The organism is Ruminiclostridium cellobioparum DSM 1351 = ATCC 15832 (assembly GCF_000621505.1).
GTDB classification, from domain to species: Bacteria; Bacillota; Clostridia; order Acetivibrionales; family DSM-1351; genus Ruminiclostridium; species Ruminiclostridium cellobioparum.
On sequence record NZ_JHYD01000046.1, the window covers coordinates 18,252 to 43,488 of the forward strand.

Below are 25,237 nucleotides of genomic sequence, written 5' to 3' on the forward strand. Positions count from 1 at the left end.
TCAGCACCGGTATTTTTTTATCCAATTGACATAAATTCATTGCTTTATCCCATAACCACCAAAATATCATTTTTATCAGAAAGCCCCTCGAATGCGGCATAGCAGCCCTCAAGCTTTTTCCCGTTAATAATCAGGTGCTTTACTCCTTTTTCAACGCCTGCCGAATTATCCACCTCTATATTAAGAAGCTTTCCGCGGAAAATCTTTGTCATACTGAAGGATTTCCATGCAGCAGGAATGCAGGGATTTATATTTATTCCGTCATAGTCCGGCTGGAGTCCCAGAATTCCGTTGACAGCGGCAACCATCACTGTTGAGGCCGTACCGGTGAGCCAGTGCACATGCGAGCGGCCGTGATTCAAGGTGTCGATGCCTTCGGTTGCCTGACCGTGAACATAGGGCTCCAGCACCCTGATTTCGGCCTGCTCATTCATGGCGGCAGGATTAATTTCATTAAAATATTCATAAGCTCTGTTGCCGTTGCCCACAATAGTTTCGGCCAGAATAAGCCAACCCTGGGGCTGGGAGAATATACCCGCATTCTCCTTTGTTCCCTCATTAAAGAGTACCATCCTGGCAACAGGCAGCCCAAACTTCTTGAATGCAGGGTAGAAAAGCATGGCACCATATTTGGTATTGAGCTTCCTGTACACCTGCTCAAGTGCAAGTCCGGCTCTTTCCCCGCCGGCTGCGCCGCTGATGACGGCCCAGGTTTGCGGATTCAGCCAGAGACTGGCCTCTTCGTTGTCTTTTGAGCCTATGGTGTAACCGGCCTCGGTAAAGCCTCGGACATACCGGGTCCCTTCCCAGGCAAAATCGTCGAAGGCCTCGCTTAATCTCTCCATATGCTTATCAGCCCATTCCACATCAGAACCATACCCTTTTCTTGAAGCAAAATCCTTGAATATGGACAGGGCGTAGTATAACTGGAATGCAACAAACATGGATTCGCCTTTGGTTCCCAATCTCAGGCAGTCATTCCAGTCGGCAAAGAGGCCGGCAGGAAAGCCGTGGGGGCCCTGTCTGTCCAGATTGAACTGTATTGCCTGCTTAAGGTGGTTATAGACTGATGCCTGTTCTCTGTCGGCATAGGGGATAACCTCATCTATAAAGTTCCAATCCCCGCTTTCCTTGATATAGGTCATAACCGTGGGGAAAAGCCACAGAGCATCATCCGCCCTGTAAAAGGACTGTCCGGTCTTTCTGGCATATTCCGATTCATCGGGGGTTTCAACTTTTCCCGGGACATGGTCGAACTTTACAAGAGGAAGACCTCCCCCGTTTGAAATCTGGGCCGACAGCATGAGGCAGAGACGTTCCTTTGCCAGCCTGTGATCCAGGTGAATTATACCCTGGATATCCTGAACGGTATCGCGGTAACCCAGGCCGTTTCTCAGACCGCAGTACTGGAAGGAGGCCGCCCTCGACCACAGGAAGGTTATAAAGCACTGGTACGCATTCCAGACGTTGACCATGTTGTCAAATTTATCATCGGGAGTATCTATCTGCAGCTTTTCCAGCCTTGAGTGCCAGAGATGCTTTAACTCCCCCAGCTGCTGCCCCGCCAGATCGGTATTGTTTGAGAGGGCGGTATCATAGGTGTTGATGATTTCCCTGGCAATTTCCCCGTCTCCGGCACCCAGCAGGAAAATCATTTCTTTTTCCTCGCCGGGATTCAAGGTTATATCGATTTGGAGGGCACCGCAGGAATTACCGTTATAAGCGGGTGTGTTTGAGCATCTTCCGGCTTCCACAGCCGCAGGATTTCCATAATTTCTATAGCTGCCTATGAACACGTCTCTTTCACCGTCAAATGCCGCCACCTCAGCCCCGGCCACTCCGAAAAACCTGAAGGAGGGATCACCCATTGCATCACAGCCTCCGTCAACATCAGCGGCTGCTTCACTGCCATTTTCGTTTATTACCTGGAGAATGTGATTCCCTTTAAAATAAGTTTTGCTGATGAACTGGGAATACTGCAGATTTACAGTATCATTTTCATAGTGGTCATGATTTGTAAACTCGACCATTCCAAAGACAGACAGCGTTCTTGCAGATGCTCCGCTGTTTTTTATCCTTAGGCCCCATACTTCATGGAATTTATTCAGGGGAACAAAATATGAGGTATTGGTTTCAATATCCCTGTATTGGGACTTTATTGTTGTATAGGCCGTCCCATGCCGGCATTCGCTCTTATACGAGTCCCGAGGCTTGCACACAGGCTGCCATGACCCAGACCAGTAATCCCCGTCGGAATTGTCGCGTATGTAGATATACCTCCCGGGCTGATCGTTGGACCTGGAGTTTAGCCTGAAGCGGGTAATTCTCCCGGAGGCTCCTGACTTCACAAAACTGTAGCCTGTTGCGTTATTGGATATTATTGCACCGTAATCCACCGAACCTAAATAGTTGCACCAGGGTGCAGGCGTATCCGGGCGGGTAATGACGTATTCCCTGTTAAATTCATCAAATTGACCAAATTGCATCGGAATTAATACCTCCAATCAGTAAAACCGTGTTCACAGTTATTAAAAAAATAATAAACTCAAAGCTATGAGGAAATGATACCATAACTTGAATAAATCTCCAAACATTTTTAATATAAATTTTTTAAATTGAAACTCTATTAAAAGTACATACCTGAAATCGTAGCTAAAACACTTGTGATTAACTATACAAATTTCAGGTATGTACTTTTGAGCAATCCATTTATTCATTCTGCAGATACTTCATCAAAGTGCGGAGCTTCGGTATTGTAGCTCCGGGCATGTATTCATGTCCGAAATATCTGAAAACGGCTATTTCTTTTGAACAGGTCAGCTGATTGTAGGCTGAGAAAACTGTTGAAGGAGGAGTTATGTCATCCACCAGACCGGAACTTATCCAGGTATGGCATTTTATCCTGGGTGCAAGATTCATCACATCAAAATATGTAAGAGTTTTCTTTGCCCGTATTTCAATTTCGGGAGAGGGATTTCTCCTGAAATACTCGTTGAACTCGTTGTAGGGGCCGTTTGGAGCGATGTCTATAGCCCTCTCAAAGTTTGAGAGGTAGGGACAGTCAGCAACAGCAACCACAGGTATACCGCTCAGTGCCGCCGCCGCCAGCGTCAGTCCTCCGCCCTGGCTCCCTCCGTGTACGCCTATCCTTTTGGCGTCGACATTATCAATGGCGGCCAGTACCTCCAGCGCCCGGACAGCATCCAGATATACCGCTCTGTAGTAGTATTCCATGGGATCAAGGATACCCTTTGTCATCCAGCCTGAAACTCCTCCGGTGGTGGAAGTCACATTGTCACAGCTATAACCCTGCTGTCCGCGGACAAGCATCTGAAAAGCTGCATAGCCATGTAAGGCCCAGTTTACGGTATCTCCCACGCAGCCGTCCATGGCCCAGTTATAACCGTGGTACAGCATCAGGCCGGGATGGGGGCCCTCTTTGTCAGGGATAGCAAAGTAACCCTGTATATTGGCATTATTAAAGCCTGAAAAATTTAGTGTAAAAACCTTTACCCCTTTAACCGGATAATCAAATGGTGTCAAAGTATATTTAAGAGGAATTTTAGACAGCTCATTGAGAGCATTACTCCAGAAATCATCAAAGTCAGGCTGTTTTGTCAGCTCAGGTTTAAAATTCTTTAACTGCTCAAGAGGCAGATCATAAGGCTGAAGCATAATATTAGTCTCCTTAATTTACAAAATAGAATAATAATACAATTATACCCCTGCCATTTTATTGTAACAAGACTTTTTAGACTTGAGTATTAGTTGTTAAGCACTATTATTCTATATCTTTTATTCCTAATATTGCTAATTTTTTCAAAATTCTATAATATAGTATATAGAAGTGTACAGGTAAGGAGGCTGAATCATGGGTAATAAGAAAGCTGTTGTATTGGTTATGCTGCTACTTATCTCAATATTCACAGGAAGCTGCAGCGATTCCGGTGAAAGAGCCGGTGTGGTACCAGGAGTGAATGTTTCGGTGCCGGACAACGGATACGATGAATTAGAATCCTTATATGATGAAAAGAAATCTGTCGATGAGAATATTTCAACATTCCTTAATGAAATGACACTTGAAGAAAAGGTAGGCCAGATGCTTCAGGTTGAGAGAAGGTCTATTTCCTCAAAAGATATCCAGAAGTTTTTTATAGGGTCGGTTCTGGCGGCGGGAGGGTCGGTTCCTGAGAAAAATACCATGGTGGAGTGGCGCAAATTGACCGACGAATATAAATCTGCCGCCGCCCATACAAGGTTGGGCATTCCGCTCCTGTTTGCCATAGACGCCGTCCATGGTAACAATAATCTTGAGAATACCGTGATATATCCACATAATATTGGGCTGGGGGCAGGCAGTGACAGCGAATTGGCGGGCAAGATAGCAGGTGCCACGGCACTGGAGCTCAATGCAGCCGGCATTGACTGGAACTTCTCTCCCTGTGTTGCCGTCAGCAACGATATACGGTGGGGAAGGAGCTATGAGAGCTTCAGTGAGAATCCCGATCTTGTGAGCATAATGTCCATCCCGTATATTACAAACATGCAGAAGAACGGTGTGGTAGCCTGTGCAAAACACTATGTGGCTGACGGTGCGGTAAGCTACGGAACGGGAGACAGCGGTTACCTGATGGATCAGGGGAACGTGAATATAAACCAGAAGGACCTGAACGATACATGCCTGTCTGTATACCAGGAAACCATCAATGCAGGAGTTAAAAGTATTATGGTGTCCTACAGCAGCATTAACAATGAGAAGAACCATGGGAACAAGTACCTTTTACAGGACCGGCTCAAGGACGATATGGGCTTTAACGGGATTGTGATAAGTGATTTTGAAGGAATTCACCAGCTCAAGGGTGGAAGCTTGTACGACAAGGTGATCCTGGCTGTTGATGCGGGTATTGATGTACTCATGGAGGCGTCCCAGTGGAGGGAATGTTATGAAGCGCTGATTGAGGCGGTGGGAAATGGCGACATACGTACCGAGCGTATAAATGATGCTGTAGCCAGGGTCCTCAGAGTGAAGATGGAAATGGGAAAGTTTGAAAACGTTTCTTCAATACCTGCAAATGAATATTCGCTCCGTAATATAATTCACAAGCAGATTGCAGAGGAAGCAGTACTGAAATCGCTGGTACTGTTAAAAAACAAGGATAACATCATACCCTTCGGCAATAATCAAAACATAGCTGTTATAGGGCCCGCGGCAGATAATATAGGTATTCAGTGCGGGGGATGGACAAAAACCTGGCAGGGCGGCATGGATAATGAAGATGGACGATGGATGAGCGGCACCACAATCTTAGACGGTTTTAAAGAGCTTGCAGGCAAAAAAGGTCATAAAATAATAACGGATATTGCAAAACTCGAAGAGGCCGATATTATTGTTGCCGTACTTGGAGAATACCCCTATGCAGAGGGGAAGGGGGATGACGACAGCATGGATCTTGTCAACGGAACTGCATTGGCCGATAATGAAAGAACTCTCAAAGCTGCGTATGCCGCCAAAAAACCAATAATTGTAATACTGGTCTCAGGACGTCCAAGAATAATAACCGATGAAATAGACAGGTGGGATGGCCTGGTACAGGCATGGCTTCCGGGAACAGAGGGAGGAGTGATTGCAAGGGCATTTTATGGAGATGCTGAATTTACGGCGAGACTGCCGGTTACCTGGCCGCGGAATCTGGAGCAGCTGCCTATAACCCTCTATAAGCAATCGGATGGTTACAATGCTCTTTTCCCATATGGATATGGACTGAATGTGAAGAACTAGTTTTCCACAGTTGTCCCAGCCATGTAATTTTACGTTATTCACAGACTTATACACATTATCCACAGGGTAGACGGAGCAAATAAATAACATTGACATAACAACTAGACGCTTGAGTTTTCAGTATGTTCAGATATTTATACAAGGTTTTGGCCCGGATATTTCACATATCCACACATGAGAAATTAACAGTTATCCAAAAGTTATCAACAATGAAATAGAAGGCGGGGAATCATCCCCGCCTTCTATTAAACCGTCCTACCGGATATTTTTATAATTCTTCTTCCTCATCCAAATCATCATCATCAAGAGCGTCATCATTGGTGGTCAGTTTTTTTTCAGAGTCGTCCAATCTTTCAAGATAATCATCAATAAGGTCTACAGCTTCCGATTTACTCATAGCTTCCAGGTTAACGTCGCTGATATCCTCTCCCAATTGCTCGGCAAGTTCTTTTATATATTCGACCTGCTGAGCGGTTGCTAATTCCACCATGGATTTAATGTGCTGATCGCATTTTTTGTTTGTACAGCTGCCGTTAATCTTTAATGAACCACACTTGTTACAAAATTCCATAAACAATATCACCCCGCAATTATTAACTATAGCATATTATTAGATAATCGGGTCAAAAGTCCCCTTGTGATAAGGCCAGCACGACCAGTCACTTAAAAATAATTGATATTATATATTATAATACGTGCTAAAGTATTTAATGTAAATATATAATTTCTATTTTTACTAAATAACTATCACAATATTATGCATAATAGTAATAAAATACAAGAGGTTTTTAAAAATTTCCCTACTTTTGTACTATTCGGAGCAGAAGGCTGCCTGCCGATTTAAAAATTAGAAGGAAAATGACAGAGTTGATCCCGGCTTTCATTAAGTTAAAGGGCAACAGTATCGGGACAATCATTGAAATGACCGCATCAACCGGTGTGCCTGCAAAAAGCGGATAAAAGATCAGATTCAGCGGAATCATCACAGCTGTCATAGCCAGAGTTCCACAGAACAAACCTATTATTAATCCCTTCATGTTCCTGTTTTTTGAGTAAATCGCCGAGGAAATCCCAACCAGGGCAGAAGCGGCGAAAATGTGCATAACGCAGCCAATCCAGCCACTGCCGCTGCTTACGGTCACAGCCTGGACAATCGAGGTAACGGCGCTCAGAAGTATACCGGCCAGAGGTCCGAATATGAAGCCTCCCATAAGAATCGGTATATCTCCGGCATCATACTCCAAAAACGGTGCCGCCGGGAAAGGGAATCTCAGCGGTGAGATAATCAGGATTATGGAAATGGCTATTAAAATTCCCATTGTTGTCAGTTGTTTAATTTTACTGCTGTTCATACAAAAAATACCCCCCCAGGTTTATTTGCGTTCTTACAGAATTGAAAGGAAGAATTCAGGTACGCCTCCAACTTCATTTTTTACTTATAATATAAATAATATAAAAGCCCTGTGAATAAAATAATCCACAGAGCCCAAAAAGCATTTTAAACGCCAATTCTTCTTCCATCCAGACTGTACTGTCGGCCACGGGATCTCACCATGTCTGCTTTCGCTCGCGGGCTAATGCATTCAACTGCATATTACCGCCGGTAGGGAATTCCACCCTGCCCTGAAGATACGCAATATTAAATTTAATCATACTATAATATTTTTCCTGTTTATTGATAAAATTATATCACTGGTAGTAAAAAAGCGTCAAGAACTATATACTCACAATTTTTTATATTTTAGGGTAATAATTTGCATATGTCTGTTAGATAAAATGTAAATGTGTTAAAATTGGAAATATATAAGCAAATATAAATAAAGTAATCTGGAGGAGTTATGAAGGTAAGAAAAGCGATTATTCCGGCGGCAGGTCTTGGAACAAGGTTTTTACCTGCTACAAAAGCCACACCTAAAGAAATGATTCCTATTGTGGACAAGCCTACAATACAATACATAGTTGAAGAAGCCGCTGCAGCAGGCATTGAGGATATACTTATCATCTCAGGCAGAAATAAGAGAGCCATTGAGGATCACTTTGACAAATCCTATGAATTGGAGGAGGAACTCCGCAGGAAAGGCAAGCATGAGCTTTTAAGCTGCGTCGAAGAGATATCGGGTATTGCGAATATTCACTATATCAGGCAGAAGGAGGCCAAAGGTCTGGGACATGCTATTTACTGCGCCAAATCCTTTATAGGAGATGAGCCCTTTGCAGTCCTGCTGGGCGATGATATAGTTGATTCCAAAACGCCATGTATAAAGCAGCTGATGAATGTTTACAACGAGTACAGGACAACAATTCTCGGAGTCCAGAAAGTACCCCTTCCCGATGTGTCCAAATATGGAATAATAGCAGGGAGCCAGATTGATGAAAGAGTCTACAAGGTCAAGGGACTGGTTGAAAAGCCCGAGGTTGATCAGTCGCCGTCAAATATTGCAATGCTGGGAAGATATATTATTTCTCCCAGGATATTTGAATTCCTCGAAAAGGCCACTCCCGGCAAGGGCGGAGAGATATGGCTCACCGATGCGCTTCAGCAGCTCATGGAAAGCGAGGCCATGTATGCTTTCGATTTTGAAGGAGACAGATTTGATGTTGGAGACAGAATAGGCTTTCTTAAGGCCACAGTGGAATTCGCACTGAAGAGGGAGGAGCTGAGTGAGGATTTCACAGCCTTCCTGAAAGACAGAGTAGAAAGATTGCCATAAAAATTGAACACCGTTTACCGGAATTAAAAAGCTGCCGCGAAATTACGTTTTAACATATTTTCGTGACAGCTTTTTTGCTGCTTTATTTTGATTTGGGTTACTGTGTAATTTTTTATATCAGCTGGTAACTCATTAATTTAATGCTTTAAATTGATATGTAACAGTATCACCTTTTACTTTAACCGACACATATTTTGCGGCCGCTTTGTTTTTGTCACTGAAGTCGGCTGCGTCGAAACCTGCCGTAGTAATATACTTTACTCCCTTGTCCATGTAACTGGAGTTAGAGGAGCCCTTGTAAAATACCCAGACATTTTTTCCGGGATTTTGCTTTTTATAATCTGCCAGCATATCCTTTAGAACCTGGCCTTCCTTGGTATCATTAAAACTGGAAGGATTCTGGGACAGGAATATAAACAGATTATTACCGGTAAAGGAGCTGAGCTGGTTTTTGAACCAGAACCACTCGTTATAGTCGGTAGCACGTAAGCCGCCTTTTGTAGTATTGAGCTGTATGAGCCTGCTGCCGTTCTTGTCCATGGCTTTGTAACTTGCCGTGGTAGAGAGCGAAGGAACTTTAAGAGAAGGCCATAGATTGTCATAGCTGCCAACAACCACAGAGGCCTGCATTTCCTTGTTTATTTTAGCAGCCAGGGAATTCAGCATACTTGTCTGTGTCTTGTCTTTATTCTTGTCATAACCAACCGACTGTCCAAAAACTGAAAAACTTAAGGAATCGGTGCCTGATACGGTACGGTCCTTATAGGTGTCATCCTTTGGGACTGTAGTTACAGCCGATTTTGATGGCGCAACCTCGGGATATCCGGAGTATACCATGGTAAGATCATCAAAATACAAAGTACCTGAGGACTTTTTCTTGGTGGTTTGAATTGCATAAACCTTTGTTATTTTTGCCGGACCGCTGATATCATCAAGCGACATCTCGAGATATTTCCATCCGGTCCAGTTTACGTCCTTTGTAAAATACTTATAGTGGGGAGTACCTTTTTTATCATTTATAATAGCACCGATCCACAAAGGCTTGTTATTTGAGCTGTAGACCCACATTCCCAGCTTGGTTGCGGTACTGTCCAGAGTTTTTCCGCCGCCCGGAAGGTTGATGTATGCAGCACGGTTCTCCTGAAGACCCTTTGTGAAGTCATAGGTCAATTTTCCAGAATAGGGACCCGACTTGTATGCGTTTGTCGCAGGATCATACTTTGCTGTTACGGTTTTGGCCGACAGATCAACGCTTAGAGCGGTACTGCTGTTGAAATCTTCTATAACCTTTTTAATGCCGGGCTGGCTGATGGATACCGGACAGAAAACCGAAACTCCGGCAAAAGAGGCCGACACATAGCCTGTTCCAGACTTACCCGCAGTAAATACATTGGATTCGACAGTTCCAACCTTGTTAAGAACGCTCCATTTCACATTTGAGGGGTGTATGCTTGCGCTGAAGCCATTTTTATCCCAACCCTTTACAGCAAAGGTGGTAGCTTTTCCGGGAGAGGTATTTAATACGTCCAAATTCAATTCCAATTTTACAGGAGCACTCAATACTGTCAGAGGGCAGGTTCCTATTACCGAATCTCCTATTTTGGCGGTTATTACAGCCTGACCGGCCGTTGTGGGAGTAAAGACATTATCTTCAAAAGTACCCTTGACTCCTGTTACAGACCACTCAATGTCCTTGCTGTCAATGGCAACCGGATTAAGGTATTTGTCAACACCCTTGACAGTAAATGCCCTTGCTGTGTTAACAAAAGCATAATCCTCATAGGCACTGACCAGCAGGGAATCAACCGGACCCTGCGGTCCTATTGAAAATACTCCAAGGGATGCCGACACACCTCTCAAACCTTCCGAAGGGGTATTTACGGTTGTGATATCGGTATCACCTTCCTGCCTGGCCACCATGGTAGTTGAACTGCCGCCGTCAAAATTTATTGCGTTGGCGCAGCCCAATTCTTTCATATATTCGGCCAGTTCGGCCTGGGTCATGCCGATGCTGTCATTCTTTTGCCTGCCGTCCACTGTTACGATCAGGAGAGTCTTGCCGTCCTCTGTGGTTCCTGCGGCAGTTCTTGGCTGTCTGGATTCTCCGGCAGCAGAGTGGGTAAAGTAAGGTGCGACCTTGCCGCCCTGAACCAGCATGGAACCGCCGGTAAGGGCCATCTGCATCTGACTGTTGTCCACATTGAGCTTTATCTCATAAGAGACCGGATCACCCACTTTGAAATTATCTGTAAGGAATTTCTCATTTCCCATGGTTGCCATTACAACATATCCGTTTTTGGGAATGGGAATTCCGGGTTTGTTTTCACTGAATTCCTTTACAACACCATCCTCAACAACCATTTCGGTCCACACTGGATATTTTTTTGAAACTCCGGGGGTAGTACTGCCCCACTTGGAATCAACTATGTACATATTATAATTGTAATATCCGTTGTAATTGTTATAAGCAGCCACATTTTTACGTGATTCGTTGGGTGTTATAAGCTCGATTTCTGTTTTCCAGTATTGGTAAAATGTCCTGTTCAGCTTATCGATGGCAAATGTAGCTATATAATCGGAATTATCTCCGGCGTTTGCCATTGCAAACTCTCCGTTTCCGGCAACCGGTCCAAAAGGAGTGCCGGTCGAGGTGTCAAAAAAGCATGCATTTACGGCTGCCAATGCACCGTTGCTTTTTGCAAGATTATTGACTGTGGAGGTTTTTTTAATTCCGGCTGGATTTATCAGGCTGTCCACCTTGACGTTTTCATTTGACAAATCAACTCTTAGCACGTTTGTGCGTATCCAGCCGCTGGTGGTGAAACGGTTGTACTGTTCCAGAACAACTCCGGAGGTTATATTCTGTTTTTCCACTGTCTGGTTGATTACCAGAGGTGCGGCTATAACACCGGTACTGAGTGAAACGATTAATAGTGCCGACATCAATATCAATGCCAGGCTTCTTCTTATGTATTTAAGCATTGTGATCTCCATTTCTTTATTACTTTTACCTTAGCGGCCTGCAGCGCTTAAATCCATATATTGCCGGCGGTTAAATTTCCCCGGACAATATAACTTTTTACAAACCACTAGCTTGTTTCTCCCATATAAATATATGAATATTAATAAACTTGAAGAGCTACTCATGCCAGCCGTCGATTTCGGCACGCTTTATTGCTCCAAATAGATTGCTTTTGATATCTCTGTTTTCTTTTTGAAGCTGATAAATCAAGTCTTTAACGTACTGACGCTTGGTTTTTCCATCGATATGACAGGGACTTTTAACTATTGGGAATTGTCCTGATTTGGCAACGGTCTTTATTTGTTTTTCTTCTGTATAAATAAGTGGCCGGATAAGATACAGCTCTTTTCTGTCCAGATATGTAACCGGAGAAAATGTATGTAGGTTGCCTTCAAAAAAAGTACTGAGCAAAAGGGTTTCTATTGCGTCATCCCTGTGGTGTCCGAGTGCGACCTTGTTACAGCCCAATTTTTTTGAGACATTGTGCAGAGCTCCTCTCCTGAGATTTGCACACATTGAGCAGGGATTCTTCTCCTGCCTGTATTCAAAAATAATCTTTCCTATTTGGGTTTCTTCAATAGTATAGTTAACGCCTATTTGGCGGCAATACTCGGCAACCGGTGTGAAATCGGCATTTCCTATTCCCATGGTAAGGCTTATGGCTTCGATTTCAAATTTTTTAGGATAGAACCGCTGCAACTGTTTCAGGGCAGTAAGCAGTGTCATACTGTCTTTTCCGCCGCTTACCCCAATAGCAATTTTGTCGCCGTCACCAATCATGTCATAATCCTGGATAGCTCTTCTGACCTGCCCAAGAATTTTTTGTATAAGCACCACTCCTTTAGAATCATTTGCAATATTTAAATTGTCTAATTATTCCTTATTATAGAAAAAGTCGTATGACGGTTCAAGTCTTATTAGATTTCAATTGTATTACATATGAAAAATGTGCTTAAATACACTTCAAATAAGGGATATGAGAGCTTGGTTTTCTCTATTTATATCGGACATAATAAATAGACGAAAAAATAAGTATGCTAAAGAAACGTGGTGATAAATTCAAATATGTGTATATTTCACATATTGCTTATATATCATGGCTATAGTACAATACTTTTGCACTTGCGAAAGTAAAAGCAGAATATAACGGGGTGTAGCGCAATTGGCAGCGCGCTTGGTTTGGGACCAAGATGCTGGAGGTTCAAGTCCTCTCACTCCGACCAAGAGGCGCTTGTATTTTCTGCGGAAAATACAGGCGTCTTTCACGTTGTTCAGACGCGAAGCGCCTTACGGGCGAGACCAGTCTCCCCGTATGCCCCACTGGCCTCCCGGCGGGGATAAAGGCTTAAAAGATACTTTAATTAAGGCGTACTTCTGTAAAAGTCATTACATTTATTTTATCAAAAAATCTTGCCCCGCTTGGCCTTATTGTTTCGTTAGCATATCGTAGCGTTTTTTGGCAGTTTTGTTTCCCCTGAAATAATACTCCCATATAGCGTTTTTTTCTTTCCTGCTTTCTGCCTTTTCCTCTAAAGCCTTGATGAGCTTCAACACCTGTTTATGATAAAACATTTCATATGTATGTTTTGCCTTTGCTTGTGTCATACGCAATTCTTTCGCTATAGCCAAAAAGGACGCTTTTTCAACCTCCCGAATTTCCACAACACGGGCAATGGTTTTCTTACTCAAATTCGGCTTGAATGGGGGCATACTCTTGACAAATTGTGTCGGCATACCCGGTTCCCCGTCCCTGTATTCGGTTAAAATATCTTTATACTTCTTCTCCAGATACGCACAGGCATATGACCACTCCTGATAGCATTCGTAAGCATCATCATAGACTTTTCTTACTTGTGAAGTGCCCTTATATCCAAAGACTACCGCAATATGATTGATGTACAAGCGTATTTGTTTAATCTTTAGTTTATTATATATCTGCACTACCCTTGAAACCGATATTTCACATTCTCTTGCAATATCGGTAAATGTGTTGCCATACTGGTCACGGAGCACCATAATCTCATACGCGCGTTCGTCCTGTTTTAATATACTATATGGAATGTCTTTCATAAAAAGTTTACCCTCCGTTCGTCGCATATAATGAATATCTGTATTACAGGTATAAATTATACCGTTTACGGGTAACGATTACAACGATTTGAGGTAGATTTTATTTGGGAGCGTGGTAATGTGTTACGATTAAAAGAATTAAGGGAACAGCGGCGGCTAAATCAAGAAGGATTAGCCCTGAAACTTAATGTTTCTCAATCTACTATCAGCGCATATGAAGTAGGTGAAAGAGTACCGGATTTAGAAACTCTGATTGCTATTGCAGATTTCTTTAATGTTTCACTTGACTATCTTGCGGGCTTGTCTGACTTAAAACAGCAAATTAGACAAAGTGACTTATCACCTAGTGAGCTTGAGCATTTACACACATACCGACAATTAAGCGATACTGACAGAGAAAAGATAAACGCATACATTGACGGTTTGCAAAGCAGGGGATAAAGAAAAAAGGTACGCAGAATTTCCTGCGCACCTTTTTTCTTATGTAAATACTTCTTTTCAACTGCCATGAAACCATTGATATTACTGGGATTTTCAAAAAGTTCTGTATCGCCACTCCGACCAAGAGGCGCTTGTATTTTCTGCGGAAAATACAGGCGTCTTTCACGTTGTTCAGACGCCAAGTCCTCTCACTTGGTCGGATTACCCGTATCGGTTTTGGGGTATGGTTCAATAAGTTTCCCTATTAAACCGGGTCTTTGGGCGACCTTCTTTTTGTATACAGTTTGAACCATGAGTTTGACAACCGAATTATAGTATGTCCTTATCTAATATGCTTTGAACATTTTGTTTCCCATGGAGTATTCGATGAATTTCCACCGTCTTATTCGATTCATTTACTACATAAAAAACGATATAGTCATCCACCGGAATATGTCTGTAAACAGGAAAATCTGCATATACAGAATACATCAGCGGCTGTGTACGCAGGGTATCTATACATTGCCGCAAATCCATAACAAATCTCGATGATGTACCCGGATAAAAACCGGAAAGATATTTCAGAATATCGTCCAAATTCTGACGCGAGACAGGAAGGTACCTGATTCTATATTCCATCGGATGCATCCTCAATTCCCGCCCAAAAATCTTCATCATCAAGCCACTGGGTATCGGATGCGTGTGCTTCTGTCTGTGCCTTCCTGAGTTCACTAAGAACATACTTTTTGTGCAGATAATCCTCGTAAGCAGCGTACTCATCAAAATTAATTAATACAGCGGCACCGTTTCCGTTTTTTGTTATGATAACCTGATCGTGCTGCTCTAACAGCCGCGCAATCTCAGGAAAATTATTACGCAGTTCTCTTGTAGCCCTAACGTGAGTATTCCTCATATATTCACACCTTCTTTCATTAATATTGTATCACAATTGTGATACAATATACAAGGTAGAAAAACACGACAAAAGGTCGGATTATCCGCATATGTTCGAACAGGCTGCGCAGTCCGTGGGATTGCAGGTGCGCGCAGTGCCGGAATATGCCAAAACGGTAAAACCGCAGTCGGAAACCCGAAAGAAGGTTTCGTTCCTGCCGTCTATGATTGTGACGGTGCCGGTGTCATAATCAAACGCCAGTCTCAATCCTTCTGTAATGAAAGTCTCTCCGTCCAGCGGATTGACGGTCTCGTGCGGACTGAACGTAACCATCCGCCCATCCCCGGTCTGTACCGCAAGGCGATTGTATACAATCGTCAGCGCAGTGACCCTGCCGGAGATGTCAAATACAAGAGAATTTTGATCCGCGTTGATTCCGACAGCGTTTGGGTCAAAAGCGGCAAGCATGCCAACCGGGGTTTGGATCATCGCCGGTTCTGCCGGTTCCAGTGATTTAAGCTCGCCTGTTTCATAAAGAGAAAAACCATTTCTGACAGGAATAGCGCCATATGCCGTTGCTATGTGAATCCTTTCACCGGGAAACAGCGTTATACTGCGGATGCTGCCGTCCTGATAAAAGCCGGTGCCGCTGATTATGGCTTTAAACGAAGCAAAAGGCAGTTCAAATGAAAACGGAATGGCCAGCGACTTCTCTTCTTCCTCGGTCCACATGCCGCTGAATTTTCCGTCCAATGGAAAGAACCGCTTTAACTCCCCGGTTTCATAAAATGTTACCAATTCAGCGGGAAACTCGCCGATTGGCGTATGAATTTCCTGCTGATCATTGAGCGCGACGGCCTTTATCATTCCGTTTTTATAAAATTCCACCGAATACTTGCTCTTACGCCGATGTGTTTCAGCGTACACCGGAATCAATTCGCCTGCATGCGTAAGCAGAATATTTTTTTCACACAGCCGTATCCCTTCCAACTCGCCGCCCGCATAGCAGGAATAGCTTTCCACTCCCGCGAATACGCCAGTGGGCAATTGAATGGCGTTGTTTTCCAGTATGTTGAAGTTTTCCATATAACATTCCTCCCAGTCAGCATTTCCGGCTGACAATCGCTTTCACTATGCCGTTTCCGGCCTGCACTACATCAATCCGGTATTTTCCGCTGCCCTCGATCCACGGCGGAATATGCCTGCAAATCAGATTGAGTTCCAAAAAGGGTGTGTTCTCCAGAAAGTCTGCCATTGCCTTTTTGGATGAAACTTCCGGACATTGGCTTTGCAAAGCCATCAGGTCCAGAAAATAAATTCCCGGCGTACCGGTTTCTTTGGGCCGTGCGTTTGATATAACCGCCTCCCGGGTCTTTATCGCGGCGTCAGAAGCCTGCGTTTCCTGAAAAATCCCGTCAAAAACTTCATACGTTATGGTGCTTATTTCAAAAATATGCAGCCCGGCGCGGTCAAACACAGAAAACGGGATTCCGACCAGTGAGCCTCCCGCCAACACCTCGCAGCCGTTTATAAGCGGAAGCAGAGCCTCGGAGTTTTTGCGCGTCAAAGCGGCAGAGAGCGGGGAAATGGGGTCAAACGGTATTTCGTTTAAAAGCTGCCAACCGTCCGCACCTCTTTCAAATATCAAAAATCTGTCGGCTTCAAAAAAGTCGCACAGCGCCGAATATCTGTTTGTGAATACCGCTATTTTGCTCATAAGCTCACTCCCTCAGCAATAATACATGCTCCCGCAAAAACGCCAGCTCCTGCGGCATATCCCGCAGGGCGGCCCGGTCTTTTTTAGGCATTTCCCACCGGAGGGGCAACAGGCCGGACCCCTTCTTTCGCACCATCAGAATATTCGAAAAGGTATCCTCGATTTCACTTATAATCTCAAAGGGGAAAGCGGCGGCGATCTCACCCTCCGGGGCACGGCAGGCAGGAATGATATAATTCGCCCGGATGCCTATATATTGAACGCCGCTATCCGCGCCGTCACAGTCAAATTCAATCCCCCAGCCGGGGGCAATCAACCTGCCGTGCTGTACCGCTGTTTCCGTTATATTCTTACAGCCGGTCAGACGCGCTGCGCCAACGGTGAGCGGCTTTTTAAAAATTTCCCATTTTTGGCCTGTTACCTCTGATTTTCCGTTGTTCATCACCGCAATATGGTCACATAACCGATACACCTCATCACGGTTGTGGGATACATACAAAACCGGTCCCGCGAACTGTTTCATCACAGACGCAAGCTCCAGCTCCAGTTCCCATCGCAGGTGGCTGTCCAACGCAGAGAAAGGTTCGTCAAGCATGAGAATATCCGGCGACCCTATTAAAATCCGCGCTAATGCGCACCGTTGCTTTTCCCCTCCCGAGAGCTGGTGGGGGTATTTGTTCAGGTGCTTTGCAATATGGAAGGTCTCGGCCAATTCGACGGCTGCCCTCCGGCACTCGCGGCGCGGGCTGATCTTTGTGCCTGCCATAATATTTTTCAACACAGTCATATTGGGAAACAGGGCGTAATCCTGAAATAAAAATCCCGTATTGCGCTTCTGCGGCGGCAGGTTGATGCCTTTTTCAGAGTCAAACAGGGTCACGCCGCCCAATACGATTTTCCCTTCGTCGGGTTTTGATATACCCGCAATACAGCGAAGGGTCATGCTCTTGCCGCTGCCCGACGCGCCCATCAGCGCGGTAATGTCCGAGCTTGCGGTGATATCAACATCAAGGGAAAAGCCGCCCAGCTTCTTTTTAATCTTGCATGCAAGCATAGTATCACCCCCTGACCTTGGGCTTGCTGAATATGTTGATCAGAATCATAAACACAAACGATACCGCAAGGTTGACCATAACCCACCAAAATGCCGCGTCTTCCTGATTGATCTGCCAAAAATACGCGACAGAAGTAGAAATGGTAGCAGTTTTCCCGGCAATGTAGCCCGACACCATGCTTGTGGCGCCGTATTCGCCAAGTCCGCGGGCGAATGCCAGCACCGTTCCTGCCAGTATGCCCTGTTTGCAGTTGGGGAGCAGAATGCGCCCGAATATATACCATTCCGAAAGTCCCAGCGTCCGGCCCGCGTCCAGCAGATTTTGGTCGAACGCCTCAAACGCGCCGCGAACCGTGCGGTATACAAACGGAAACGCAATTACGGTAACCGCGATAACCGAACCTTGCCACCTCATGGTAATCATTGCCGAAAACCATTTATACAGCCACCCGCCCACCGCGCTTTTGGGCGATAGGTATACCAATATGAAATACCCTACCACGGTCGGCGGCAATACCATCGGGATTGTAAGCACAGTGTCGCAAATGCCCTTTAAGATACGAGGCATTTTTAGAACGGCATAGGCTGCGAGAATACCGAGGGTGAATGCGAGGACGGTGGCGATTGCTGATATCCTGAGTGAATTGTAAAGCGGAAACAAGTCCACGCGGTCCACCTCCTTTGGGTTCAATTATTTTACAACCTCAAAACCCGTCTGTTCAAACACTGCTGCTGCCTCCGGCGAGCTCAAATAATCCAGAAATGCCCGGGCCGCTTCCGCATTTACCGAACTCTTCAGCACGGCGGCAGGATAGATCACCGGCGAATGGCTGCCTTCCGGCGCTTCCGCGGCTATGGTCACCGCTTTGGCTGTAGCCGCATCGGTGGAGTAAACCACGCCGCAGTCCACACTGCCGCTTTCCACCTGCGACAGCACCTCTTTCACGTTAGAACCAAGCGATGCTTTCTTTTGTATCATATCCCATCCGTTTAAGTATTTGAAAATTTCTTCCGAATACTGTCCGACAGGCACGTCGGCGTTGCCCAATGCCATCAGCGACACCTTGTCGGTCAGGCAGTCCTCGAAGGAAGTGATTCCCTTTGTGCTGTCCTGGGGAACTATGAGAACAACCTTGTTGATCAGTAAATCCCTGCGCGTGCCGGCATCTATGTAACCGTCCTCAAGCGCGTCCATCTGCTTTTGCGCCGCCGAAACAAACAGGTCTGCTTCGGCTCCGTTTTCAATCTGGGTTTGCAGCTTGCCGCTGGAGTCGAAGTTGAAGGTGAGTGTCACCGCGGGTACTTTCTCTTTGTAAAGTGAGGCTATCTCGCTCAGCGACTCGGTCAGGCTGGCTGCGGCGAACACCGACAGGGTGACGGGTTGGCCGGACACAGGCGGCACGGATGTTTTCACGGTGCCGCATCCTGTGAGAAAGGCGGTACAGAAAATAAAGGTTAATAGAACTGAAAACAATTTTTTCATAGCAACACCCCTTTTCATAGTCATTTTCTTATTGTTTTTCATTAACAATCTCTAAAAATCTCTCCTGCAATTCCCTTGCGCCGGTGGTTGTGATTCCCCAGTCAAAAACCGACGCGCTTGCATGGACCAATTGAGCCAAATCGCAATTTCCGGCGCGTTCACCGATGCCTCCTACGGTCACGTCGGCATATACACAGCCCGCTTTTGCCGCTTCCACCGTGTTGGCAACCGCCATACCTAAATCGTTGTGGGCGTGGAATCCCAACTCTGCCTTGTTTTCGACTGCGGAAGAAAAGTCTTTAATCACCCTGCGGCATAAAGACGGCGTCGCCACACCCACCGTATCCGAAAGACGTATCCGGGTAATCCCGAAATCCAGCAGCACCTGCACCACAGACAGCATAAATGCCGCTTCCGAGCGGAACGCATCTTCAAAGCCCACCGAAAGTCCGATGCCGCTCTTTTCAATCATGCCGAGGCACGCGTACAGTTGATTCATAACCCAATTTTTGTTTTTTCTCAGTTTCGCATAGATGTGTACATAAGATACCGGCACGCTGACATGTATCAGATCGGGGCGGCAGTCTATCGAGTGTTCGATATCCGAGGGCATAAGCCGCGCCCAAACCGAAATAACCGCTTTTTTGCGGTTTTCCATGATTTTTATGATATTTTCCTTTTCAATCTTTGACGACGCAGGCACACCTGCTTCTATTTGGTGTATGCCATATTCGTCCAACAGCCGGGCAATTTTCAGCTTCTGCTGACTGGTGAAGGAAACGCCGGGCATCTGCTCACCGTCCCGCAGGGTGCTGTCTAAAATGTATCGTCTTGGCTTCAACTCCGGCACCCCCTTACGATCTCAATAAACTCCAGGTTTGTGAGTGCGCCGTTTTTTTCGGCACTTGTCTGTTTCACACGCTCCAGTATCACAGGTATGAACGTTTTGTCGCATGTCAGCCCCAACTCCTCAAGCTTGATCAGCACCGACTGCGCTCCGCTGTGTTTTCCAATTACCACCTTGCGCGTCAGACCAACCACTTCGGGAGGGAAAGGCTCGTAACATTTGGGCTGTTTGGCTATGCCGTCCACATGAATACCCGACTCCACATGGAAGATCCGTTGGCCGATGACCGGCTTGTTGGGGCGAACGGTTTGCCCGGTGATTTTACGCAAAAGCTCTGCCATCTCAGGAAAAAACTCATAAGTTTTACCTGCCTTGCGGAGTCTTTGAACACGCAGAATGATAATTAATTCTTCTGTAGGCGCAAATCCGCCCACACCGCCGAAGGACGTTACAATATCGGTTCCCGTACCGGACAACACCCACTCGGCCGCCAGAGCAGCGGCACAATGAAAGCCATTTGCCGGGCAAAACTCAATATCACCGAAAAAACACTCCTTCAGGTGCCCGAATGTTCTTAAATAGTCGCCTGTCAACATGTCATCCAGTCCGCATATACGCAATTTCGCACATTCCGCATATCTGGCTATGGTGTACGACTCGCGGATATCGTTGAGTAAAATTTCGGTACGGATTTTATCATTAGAACCGGCCGGAGCGTTCCGGCAGACAAAACGCGGGATGTCCGGAAATTTTGTAATGTCTGAAGCCTGCCCTATCTGAAGCACATACGACGAATATGGGGGAAGAGGAGACAGCAGTTTGTACATTTTTTCAGAAAGCTCAATGGCATCGGCATCCATTTCTATGAGGAACTCCAGAAACCGGGACAGTGACGGCACATCAGGAGGTACATCATCAAGACAAGACAGGGTACGGTCAGTAATCCGGATCATCAACATCGCCTCCTTTTCCCATAATTCAAATCAGATTCTGTATTCCTCCGCAGGCGTTCCGCCCTCCATGTGCTTTTCGCAGATTTCCTCTACTGCATCCTCATCCAGATTGCCGTACCATACCCCTTCGGGATATACCACAGCAATCGGCCCCTTGTCGCAAATACCGAAACAGCCGGTGTTTGTGACAAGGCAATCGGCAGAAAGCTCCCTGGCCTCAATTTCTTCCATAAATTTTTGAACCAGATTCACACTTCCCTTCTGAAAGCAGAATCCCTTCTGCATACCGTTAATACGGCAGCTTGTGCAAACAAAAATATGATATTTAGGCGATTCCATTCATAGCGCTCCTTTCCCTGGCCGCCAGCGTGACGGCTGTCTCAACTCTCTCATAGGTGGCAATTGCGTCAATTCCGTTCTCTTTCAACCGTTTTTCGGGAACCAACCCGATTCTGAGTGCCAGTACAGCTTCACAGTCTGCCACCGCGCCAATGACCGACTCCCATCGATCCTCCTTATCGTCGCATTCCAGGCCATTGCAATACCGGCTCACCTTGCGGGTTTCAACAAACCGCGTGTCCTCTCCGTCGCTCTCGAAGATGTAAAATTCTTTTGCGTGACCGAAATGTATATCCACAATTGCGCCGCTTTTTGTGGCCACTGCGAACCGCTTGTAAGGCCTTGTTTCCGATGCGGGCTTTTCCCGAAGGTGAATGGAAATGTCTTCGTCCAGCGTTCCAGCTGCGTCGGAGCGGCATTGGCGGCAGTGTGCCATTTGCTTGATGTTTACTCCGCACACCTCCCGGATCGCCTTGATCTCCATATTTGTCATGCGGTCAAGCGCCTCAAAGGAGGAGCCTCTTACAGGAATGTGCGGCATGATGTTGGTCATAAAAGCCCCGAGCGCCGCGGCCTGTTTTGTCACTTCAAAGATATGACTGTCGTTAATCCCTTTCAGCGCGACGCAGTTCACCTTGCACATAATATCCGCATCCGCCAGCATTTTAATTCCCGCCAGCTGATTGGCAAGCAGTATGGAAGCACCCTCTGTTCCGGTATATGTCTTTCCCATATAGTTGATATGTTGATAGATCTTTGCGCCGACGGATGGATCGACTGCGTTTACCGTCACGGTTACATGGCTTACGCCAAGTTTTTTAAGTTCCGGAACATACATCGGCAGCATCAGGCCGTTTGTGGCAATACAAAATGTAATGTCGGCGTCATACTCCCGAATCAGCCGCAGGGTCTCGCGGGTTTCCTCAAAATTCGCCAGGGCATCACCGGGTCCGGCTATGCCCACCACCGTTAAGTTCGGCATGGATTCCTTCAGCTTCATGTACCGCTCCAGCGCTTCGGCAGGCGTTAAAATTTTAGACGCTACTCCCGGACGGCTTTCATTCATACAGTCAAAGTTGCGCAGACAGTAGTTGCACTGAATGTTGCATTTGGGTGCAACCGGCAGATGTACCCGTGCGTTTTTACAGGCGTGTTCGCCAAAGCAGGGATGGGACGCGGTCTTGGCATGGATGTCGGCCGGCGGCGCGGGCCGGGTTTTAAAAAACCTGTCGTACAGTGCGCCGCGAAAACCGGTTTCCGTTTTCTCCAGCATACAGTTGGCCGACTGATCCAGCAGGTTCAGCGAGCCTTCAAAGCCCAGCATACGCACTCGCTGCCCGCCCACGTAATCGTGGATGGGAAATGCGCACCGAATCAGGGGAATATCCAGCTTGTGGGCGATACGGCGTCCGTCGGAACTGCCGATGAGCAAATTTACGCCAAGCTGCCGGCAATATCTTTCAATTTCGTCAAAGTCGCTGTCGTCCAATATGGCCATTTCCTCTGCCGGATAAAAGTCCTTATAATCTTCAAACTCTGCGTCAAGCAGCTCTTTCAATCGGGGAGATACCGAGCCCGTCGCCGCCAGTAACGGCAGTATCCCGTTTTCACAGCACAGCCGTATAACCGCAGTTACAAAGTCGGGCTCGCCGAATACAGCCGCCCGCGCTTTCGCGCAGTATTTGTGGGAATCTACCATCGCGTCCAGATACCGTCCCCGCGCTTTTATCATATCAACGGTGACAGCACCGCCCGCGTCTTCCAATGTGGTCAGCAGCTGATCCATGCCCCGTACGCCCACGGGAAGCGGCAGTTTCACATAGGGTACCCGGTAGGTCTCATAAAGATATGCGGCGGGAGAAGCTTTCTCGTCTGTAAACTCCGAAAACTCAACTGTCAGCCGGGCTCCCGCCATTTTTGCAATGTCGGATAAGGAGGTTCCACCCGTTTTCAGGCGGTTGTACCGCTTTTCGGTCACACCGTCCAAATTGTCCGAAAGGTCGGGCAGCAGGATAAAATCCATACCCGCCCCGTTTAGAAGGTCTTTCAGCCAGCGGGTATCCGCGGGTGAAATCATGGGCGTTATGACATTGATTTTACCGTTGGGTGCTGTGCTTTGTTCGGTCTGCTCCAGCACCGCGCGAATTGCGGCGAACCAGCCTTCGTTTTGTGTACCGCCGTATCCCGGAGCCGCCACATGGATGATTTTTACCCCTGTACCGGGATTTTGTTCATAAAATTTTTTTACAATCGCACCCACATCCTCGCCGATGGTTTCGGCCAAACAGGTGGTGCACACCCCGATTGCCTCCGGGGCGTACAAGTCAATGAGATTGCGCAAACCTTTGAGCAGGTTTGCTTCCCCGCCGAACACAGTGCCTTCTTCGGTAAGGGAGGAGGATGCGATATCCACCGGCTCGTTATAGTGTGTCGCCATATGCCGCCGGATATAAGTCGCGCACCCCTGCGAGCCATGCAGGATGGACATGCAGCCCTTTATCCCGCAGAGCGCACTGACCGCACCCATTGGCATGCACATTTTGCAGGGGTTTACGTTTAAATTAACTAGATTTGCGCCCATGCCGGTCCCTCCTTCACATATTTCCATACGGGACTGTTAATAGTTGTATGCACTTCCCGGACAAAATTCTCAATTCCCTCAAAGCCCGCCAGCGGATGTTTTCGCTCATGGTTGTGATCGCAGAAGGCAATTCCCAGTTTATAAGCCAGCGGACGTTCCTTCACGCCGCCCACTAAAATGTCGGCCTGTTTCTCAAGCATGAACCGCTCCAGTTCGGCAGGATTCGCATCGTCCAGTATCACCGCCTCACCGTCTGCCAGGGCGCTGATGATTTCATATTCATCCTTTTTGCCGGTCTGGGTTCCCGCAACCACCGTTTTCATACCCAGTTCGTTGAACTGGCGAATCAGAGATATTGCCTTGAATCCGCCGCCCACAAAGATGGCTGCGCGTTTGCCTTCCAAAGATGGCTTGTATTTTTCGATAACGGGTACAACCTCCGATGTCCTGCGCTTTGCTAACTCACGTGCCTTTGCCGAGATTTCGGGCTTCCCGAGGGCGTCCGCGACGCGAAACAGCGAAGCTGTTGTGTCCTCAATGCCGAAAAAACTCACCTTTATATAAGGAATATCCATTTCGGAGTACATACGCTCGGCGAGGTATGTGGACGAACCGGCACATTGTACAAGGTTCAGCACAGCCGTGGGTGCCCGCATGAGCTTTTCGTATGACGCGTCGCCTGTTATTGTGGATATAACCGGAATGCCGATTTCCTCCAAATAACTTCTGATAATCCATGTTTCACCCGCAAGATTGTAATCTCCCAAAATATTCACACCAAAGCGCTTCGATTGGTTTATGCCGGGCAAAATCAGCGCCATAATGGCGTCACATGCCAGCTTATAACCTTGCGGCTTAGTGCCGGAGAAGCCGGGAGCTTTTACGGGAATTACCCGTATGCCGTATTTCTTTGCGGCCGCACGGCAAACCGCTTCTATGTCGTCACCGATTACACCTGCAATGCAGGTGGCGTAAACAAATATCAGTTTAGGCGCTGGTTCCGCCTTTTCCATCAGCTCGTCAATGGCTGCCGACAGCTTTTTTTCCCCGCCGAATACGATATCGGTTTCCCGGAGGTCAGTGGAAAAACTGTTGCGGTAGGTTGACGCTCCGGAAGTGAGGCTTCCGCGGATATCCCAGGTGTAGCTGGCGCACCCGATGGGTCCGTGGACGATATGATATGCGTCGGTGATGGGATTCAGCACTACGCGTGCGCCGCAGTACACACATGCCCGCTGGCTCACCGCGCCGGATACGCTTTCCCGCTCACAGCATATCCCACGTCCATGTTCGTTCATATCTGAAATAGACGCCTTACGTTCTTCCAATACACTCATATGCACAGTAACCGCACCTCCTGACACCA

General features: G+C 46.6%; 22 protein-coding genes, 1 tRNA gene and 1 riboswitch. Of the genes, 4 read left to right on the top strand and 19 right to left on the bottom strand.

Annotated elements, in window-relative coordinates; all coding sequences use genetic code 11:
* Positions 1-44: 44 nt before the first annotated feature.
* Complete coding sequence (locus T344_RS0116385) at positions 45-2,486, bottom strand: glycoside hydrolase family 94 protein (protein ID WP_027629605.1); 2,442 nt, start codon at positions 2,484-2,486, stop codon at positions 45-47.
* Between the two features lie 223 nt (positions 2,487-2,709).
* Positions 2,710-3,675 carry an acetylxylan esterase gene (locus tag T344_RS0116395; RefSeq protein ID WP_027629607.1) on the bottom strand — a complete coding sequence of 322 codons (966 nt, stop codon included), beginning with the start codon at positions 3,673-3,675 and terminating at the stop codon, positions 2,710-2,712.
* A 196-nt stretch (positions 3,676-3,871) separates the two neighbouring features.
* Here T344_RS0116395 and T344_RS0116400 point away from each other — a divergent pair, with 196 nt between their 5' ends.
* On the top strand, positions 3,872-5,779 hold the full coding sequence (locus T344_RS0116400) for a glycoside hydrolase family 3 protein (protein ID WP_027629608.1): 1,908 nt from the start codon (positions 3,872-3,874) through the stop codon (positions 5,777-5,779).
* A 268-nt stretch (positions 5,780-6,047) separates the two neighbouring features.
* On the opposite strand, the gene T344_RS0116405 is transcribed toward T344_RS0116400, so the two are convergent.
* Positions 6,048-6,350, bottom strand: coding sequence for a hypothetical protein (locus T344_RS0116405; protein ID WP_027629609.1), 303 nt, complete (start codon positions 6,348-6,350; stop codon positions 6,048-6,050).
* 229 nt (positions 6,351-6,579) lie between these two features.
* Positions 6,580-7,131 (bottom strand): ECF transporter S component, encoded by a 552-nt coding sequence (locus T344_RS0116410; protein ID WP_027629610.1) that lies wholly within the window; start codon positions 7,129-7,131, stop codon positions 6,580-6,582.
* A gap of 153 nt (positions 7,132-7,284) precedes the next feature.
* Positions 7,285-7,414, bottom strand: a riboswitch (FMN riboswitch).
* A 203-nt stretch (positions 7,415-7,617) separates the two neighbouring features.
* On the opposite strand from T344_RS0116410, the gene galU reads away from it, so the two are divergent.
* The gene (galU, locus tag T344_RS0116420) at positions 7,618-8,490 is read left to right on the top strand and encodes a UTP--glucose-1-phosphate uridylyltransferase GalU (protein ID WP_004626484.1); all 873 of its coding nucleotides are present in this window, start codon (positions 7,618-7,620) and stop codon (positions 8,488-8,490) included.
* Between the two features lie 132 nt (positions 8,491-8,622).
* On the opposite strand, the gene T344_RS0116425 is transcribed toward galU, so the two are convergent.
* Together T344_RS0116425 and T344_RS0116430 are read right to left on the bottom strand one after the other, a co-directional pair.
* Positions 8,623-11,472: a phosphodiester glycosidase family protein gene (locus tag T344_RS0116425; RefSeq protein WP_027629611.1), complete on the bottom strand. Its 2,850-nt coding sequence runs from the start codon at positions 11,470-11,472 to the stop codon at positions 8,623-8,625.
* Between the two features lie 157 nt (positions 11,473-11,629).
* Positions 11,630-12,349, bottom strand: a complete 720-nt coding sequence (locus T344_RS0116430; protein ID WP_034861891.1) for a tRNA 2-thiocytidine biosynthesis TtcA family protein — start codon at positions 12,347-12,349, stop codon at positions 11,630-11,632.
* 310 nt (positions 12,350-12,659) lie between these two features.
* Between T344_RS0116430 and T344_RS0116435 the strand changes: the two genes are divergently transcribed.
* A tRNA-Pro gene (locus tag T344_RS0116435) sits at positions 12,660-12,735 on the top strand.
* A 202-nt stretch (positions 12,736-12,937) separates the two neighbouring features.
* On the opposite strand, the gene T344_RS0116440 is transcribed toward T344_RS0116435, so the two are convergent.
* A complete protein-coding gene (locus T344_RS0116440) occupies positions 12,938-13,582 on the bottom strand; it encodes a hypothetical protein (RefSeq protein ID WP_027629613.1) in 645 nt (214 codons plus the stop codon).
* A gap of 120 nt (positions 13,583-13,702) precedes the next feature.
* On the opposite strand from T344_RS0116440, the gene T344_RS0116445 reads away from it, so the two are divergent.
* The gene (locus T344_RS0116445; RefSeq protein WP_027629614.1) at positions 13,703-14,023 is read left to right on the top strand and encodes a helix-turn-helix transcriptional regulator; all 321 of its coding nucleotides are present in this window, start codon (positions 13,703-13,705) and stop codon (positions 14,021-14,023) included.
* A 309-nt stretch (positions 14,024-14,332) separates the two neighbouring features.
* Here the strand turns inward: T344_RS0116445 and T344_RS0116450 are convergent, their stop codons facing one another.
* The 12 genes from T344_RS0116450 to nifE form a co-directional block, all read right to left on the bottom strand.
* A complete protein-coding gene (locus tag T344_RS0116450; RefSeq protein WP_027629615.1) occupies positions 14,333-14,641 on the bottom strand; it encodes a type II toxin-antitoxin system RelE/ParE family toxin in 309 nt (102 codons plus the stop codon).
* On the bottom strand, positions 14,631-14,915 hold the full coding sequence (locus T344_RS0116455) for a type II toxin-antitoxin system Phd/YefM family antitoxin (protein ID WP_027629616.1): 285 nt from the start codon (positions 14,913-14,915) through the stop codon (positions 14,631-14,633). The genes T344_RS0116450 and T344_RS0116455 overlap by 11 nt, the downstream gene beginning before the upstream one ends.
* An 81-nt stretch (positions 14,916-14,996) precedes the next feature.
* Positions 14,997-15,983: a hypothetical protein gene (locus T344_RS0116460; protein WP_051571963.1), complete on the bottom strand. Its 987-nt coding sequence runs from the start codon at positions 15,981-15,983 to the stop codon at positions 14,997-14,999.
* A 16-nt stretch (positions 15,984-15,999) separates the two neighbouring features.
* Positions 16,000-16,614, bottom strand: a complete 615-nt coding sequence (locus T344_RS29880) for a Fe-only nitrogenase accessory AnfO family protein (protein WP_027629618.1) — start codon at positions 16,612-16,614, stop codon at positions 16,000-16,002.
* A gap of 4 nt (positions 16,615-16,618) precedes the next feature.
* On the bottom strand, positions 16,619-17,668 hold the full coding sequence (locus T344_RS0116470; protein WP_027629619.1) for a sulfate/molybdate ABC transporter ATP-binding protein: 1,050 nt from the start codon (positions 17,666-17,668) through the stop codon (positions 16,619-16,621).
* A 4-nt stretch (positions 17,669-17,672) separates the two neighbouring features.
* The gene (modB, locus tag T344_RS0116475) at positions 17,673-18,344 is read right to left on the bottom strand and encodes a molybdate ABC transporter permease subunit (protein ID WP_340140763.1); all 672 of its coding nucleotides are present in this window, start codon (positions 18,342-18,344) and stop codon (positions 17,673-17,675) included.
* 15 nt (positions 18,345-18,359) lie between these two features.
* The gene (gene modA, locus T344_RS0116480; RefSeq protein ID WP_340140762.1) at positions 18,360-19,193 is read right to left on the bottom strand and encodes a molybdate ABC transporter substrate-binding protein; all 834 of its coding nucleotides are present in this window, start codon (positions 19,191-19,193) and stop codon (positions 18,360-18,362) included.
* Complete coding sequence (locus tag T344_RS0116485) at positions 19,180-19,992, bottom strand: beta/alpha barrel domain-containing protein (RefSeq protein ID WP_027629622.1); 813 nt, start codon at positions 19,990-19,992, stop codon at positions 19,180-19,182. Before T344_RS0116485 ends, modA begins: the two co-directional genes overlap by 14 nt.
* Complete coding sequence (locus T344_RS0116490; protein WP_027629623.1) at positions 19,989-20,951, bottom strand: homocitrate synthase/isopropylmalate synthase family protein; 963 nt, start codon at positions 20,949-20,951, stop codon at positions 19,989-19,991. The genes T344_RS0116485 and T344_RS0116490 overlap by 4 nt, the downstream gene beginning before the upstream one ends.
* A gap of 30 nt (positions 20,952-20,981) precedes the next feature.
* Positions 20,982-21,290, bottom strand: coding sequence for a 2Fe-2S ferredoxin (locus T344_RS0116495; RefSeq protein ID WP_027629624.1), 309 nt, complete (start codon positions 21,288-21,290; stop codon positions 20,982-20,984).
* Positions 21,277-23,871: a nitrogenase component 1 gene (locus T344_RS0116500; protein ID WP_027629625.1), complete on the bottom strand. Its 2,595-nt coding sequence runs from the start codon at positions 23,869-23,871 to the stop codon at positions 21,277-21,279. The genes T344_RS0116495 and T344_RS0116500 overlap by 14 nt, the downstream gene beginning before the upstream one ends.
* Positions 23,856-25,208 carry a nitrogenase iron-molybdenum cofactor biosynthesis protein NifE gene (gene nifE, locus T344_RS0116505; RefSeq protein WP_034861894.1) on the bottom strand — a complete coding sequence of 451 codons (1,353 nt, stop codon included), beginning with the start codon at positions 25,206-25,208 and terminating at the stop codon, positions 23,856-23,858. Before nifE ends, T344_RS0116500 begins: the two co-directional genes overlap by 16 nt.
* Positions 25,209-25,237: the final 29 nt, after the last annotated feature.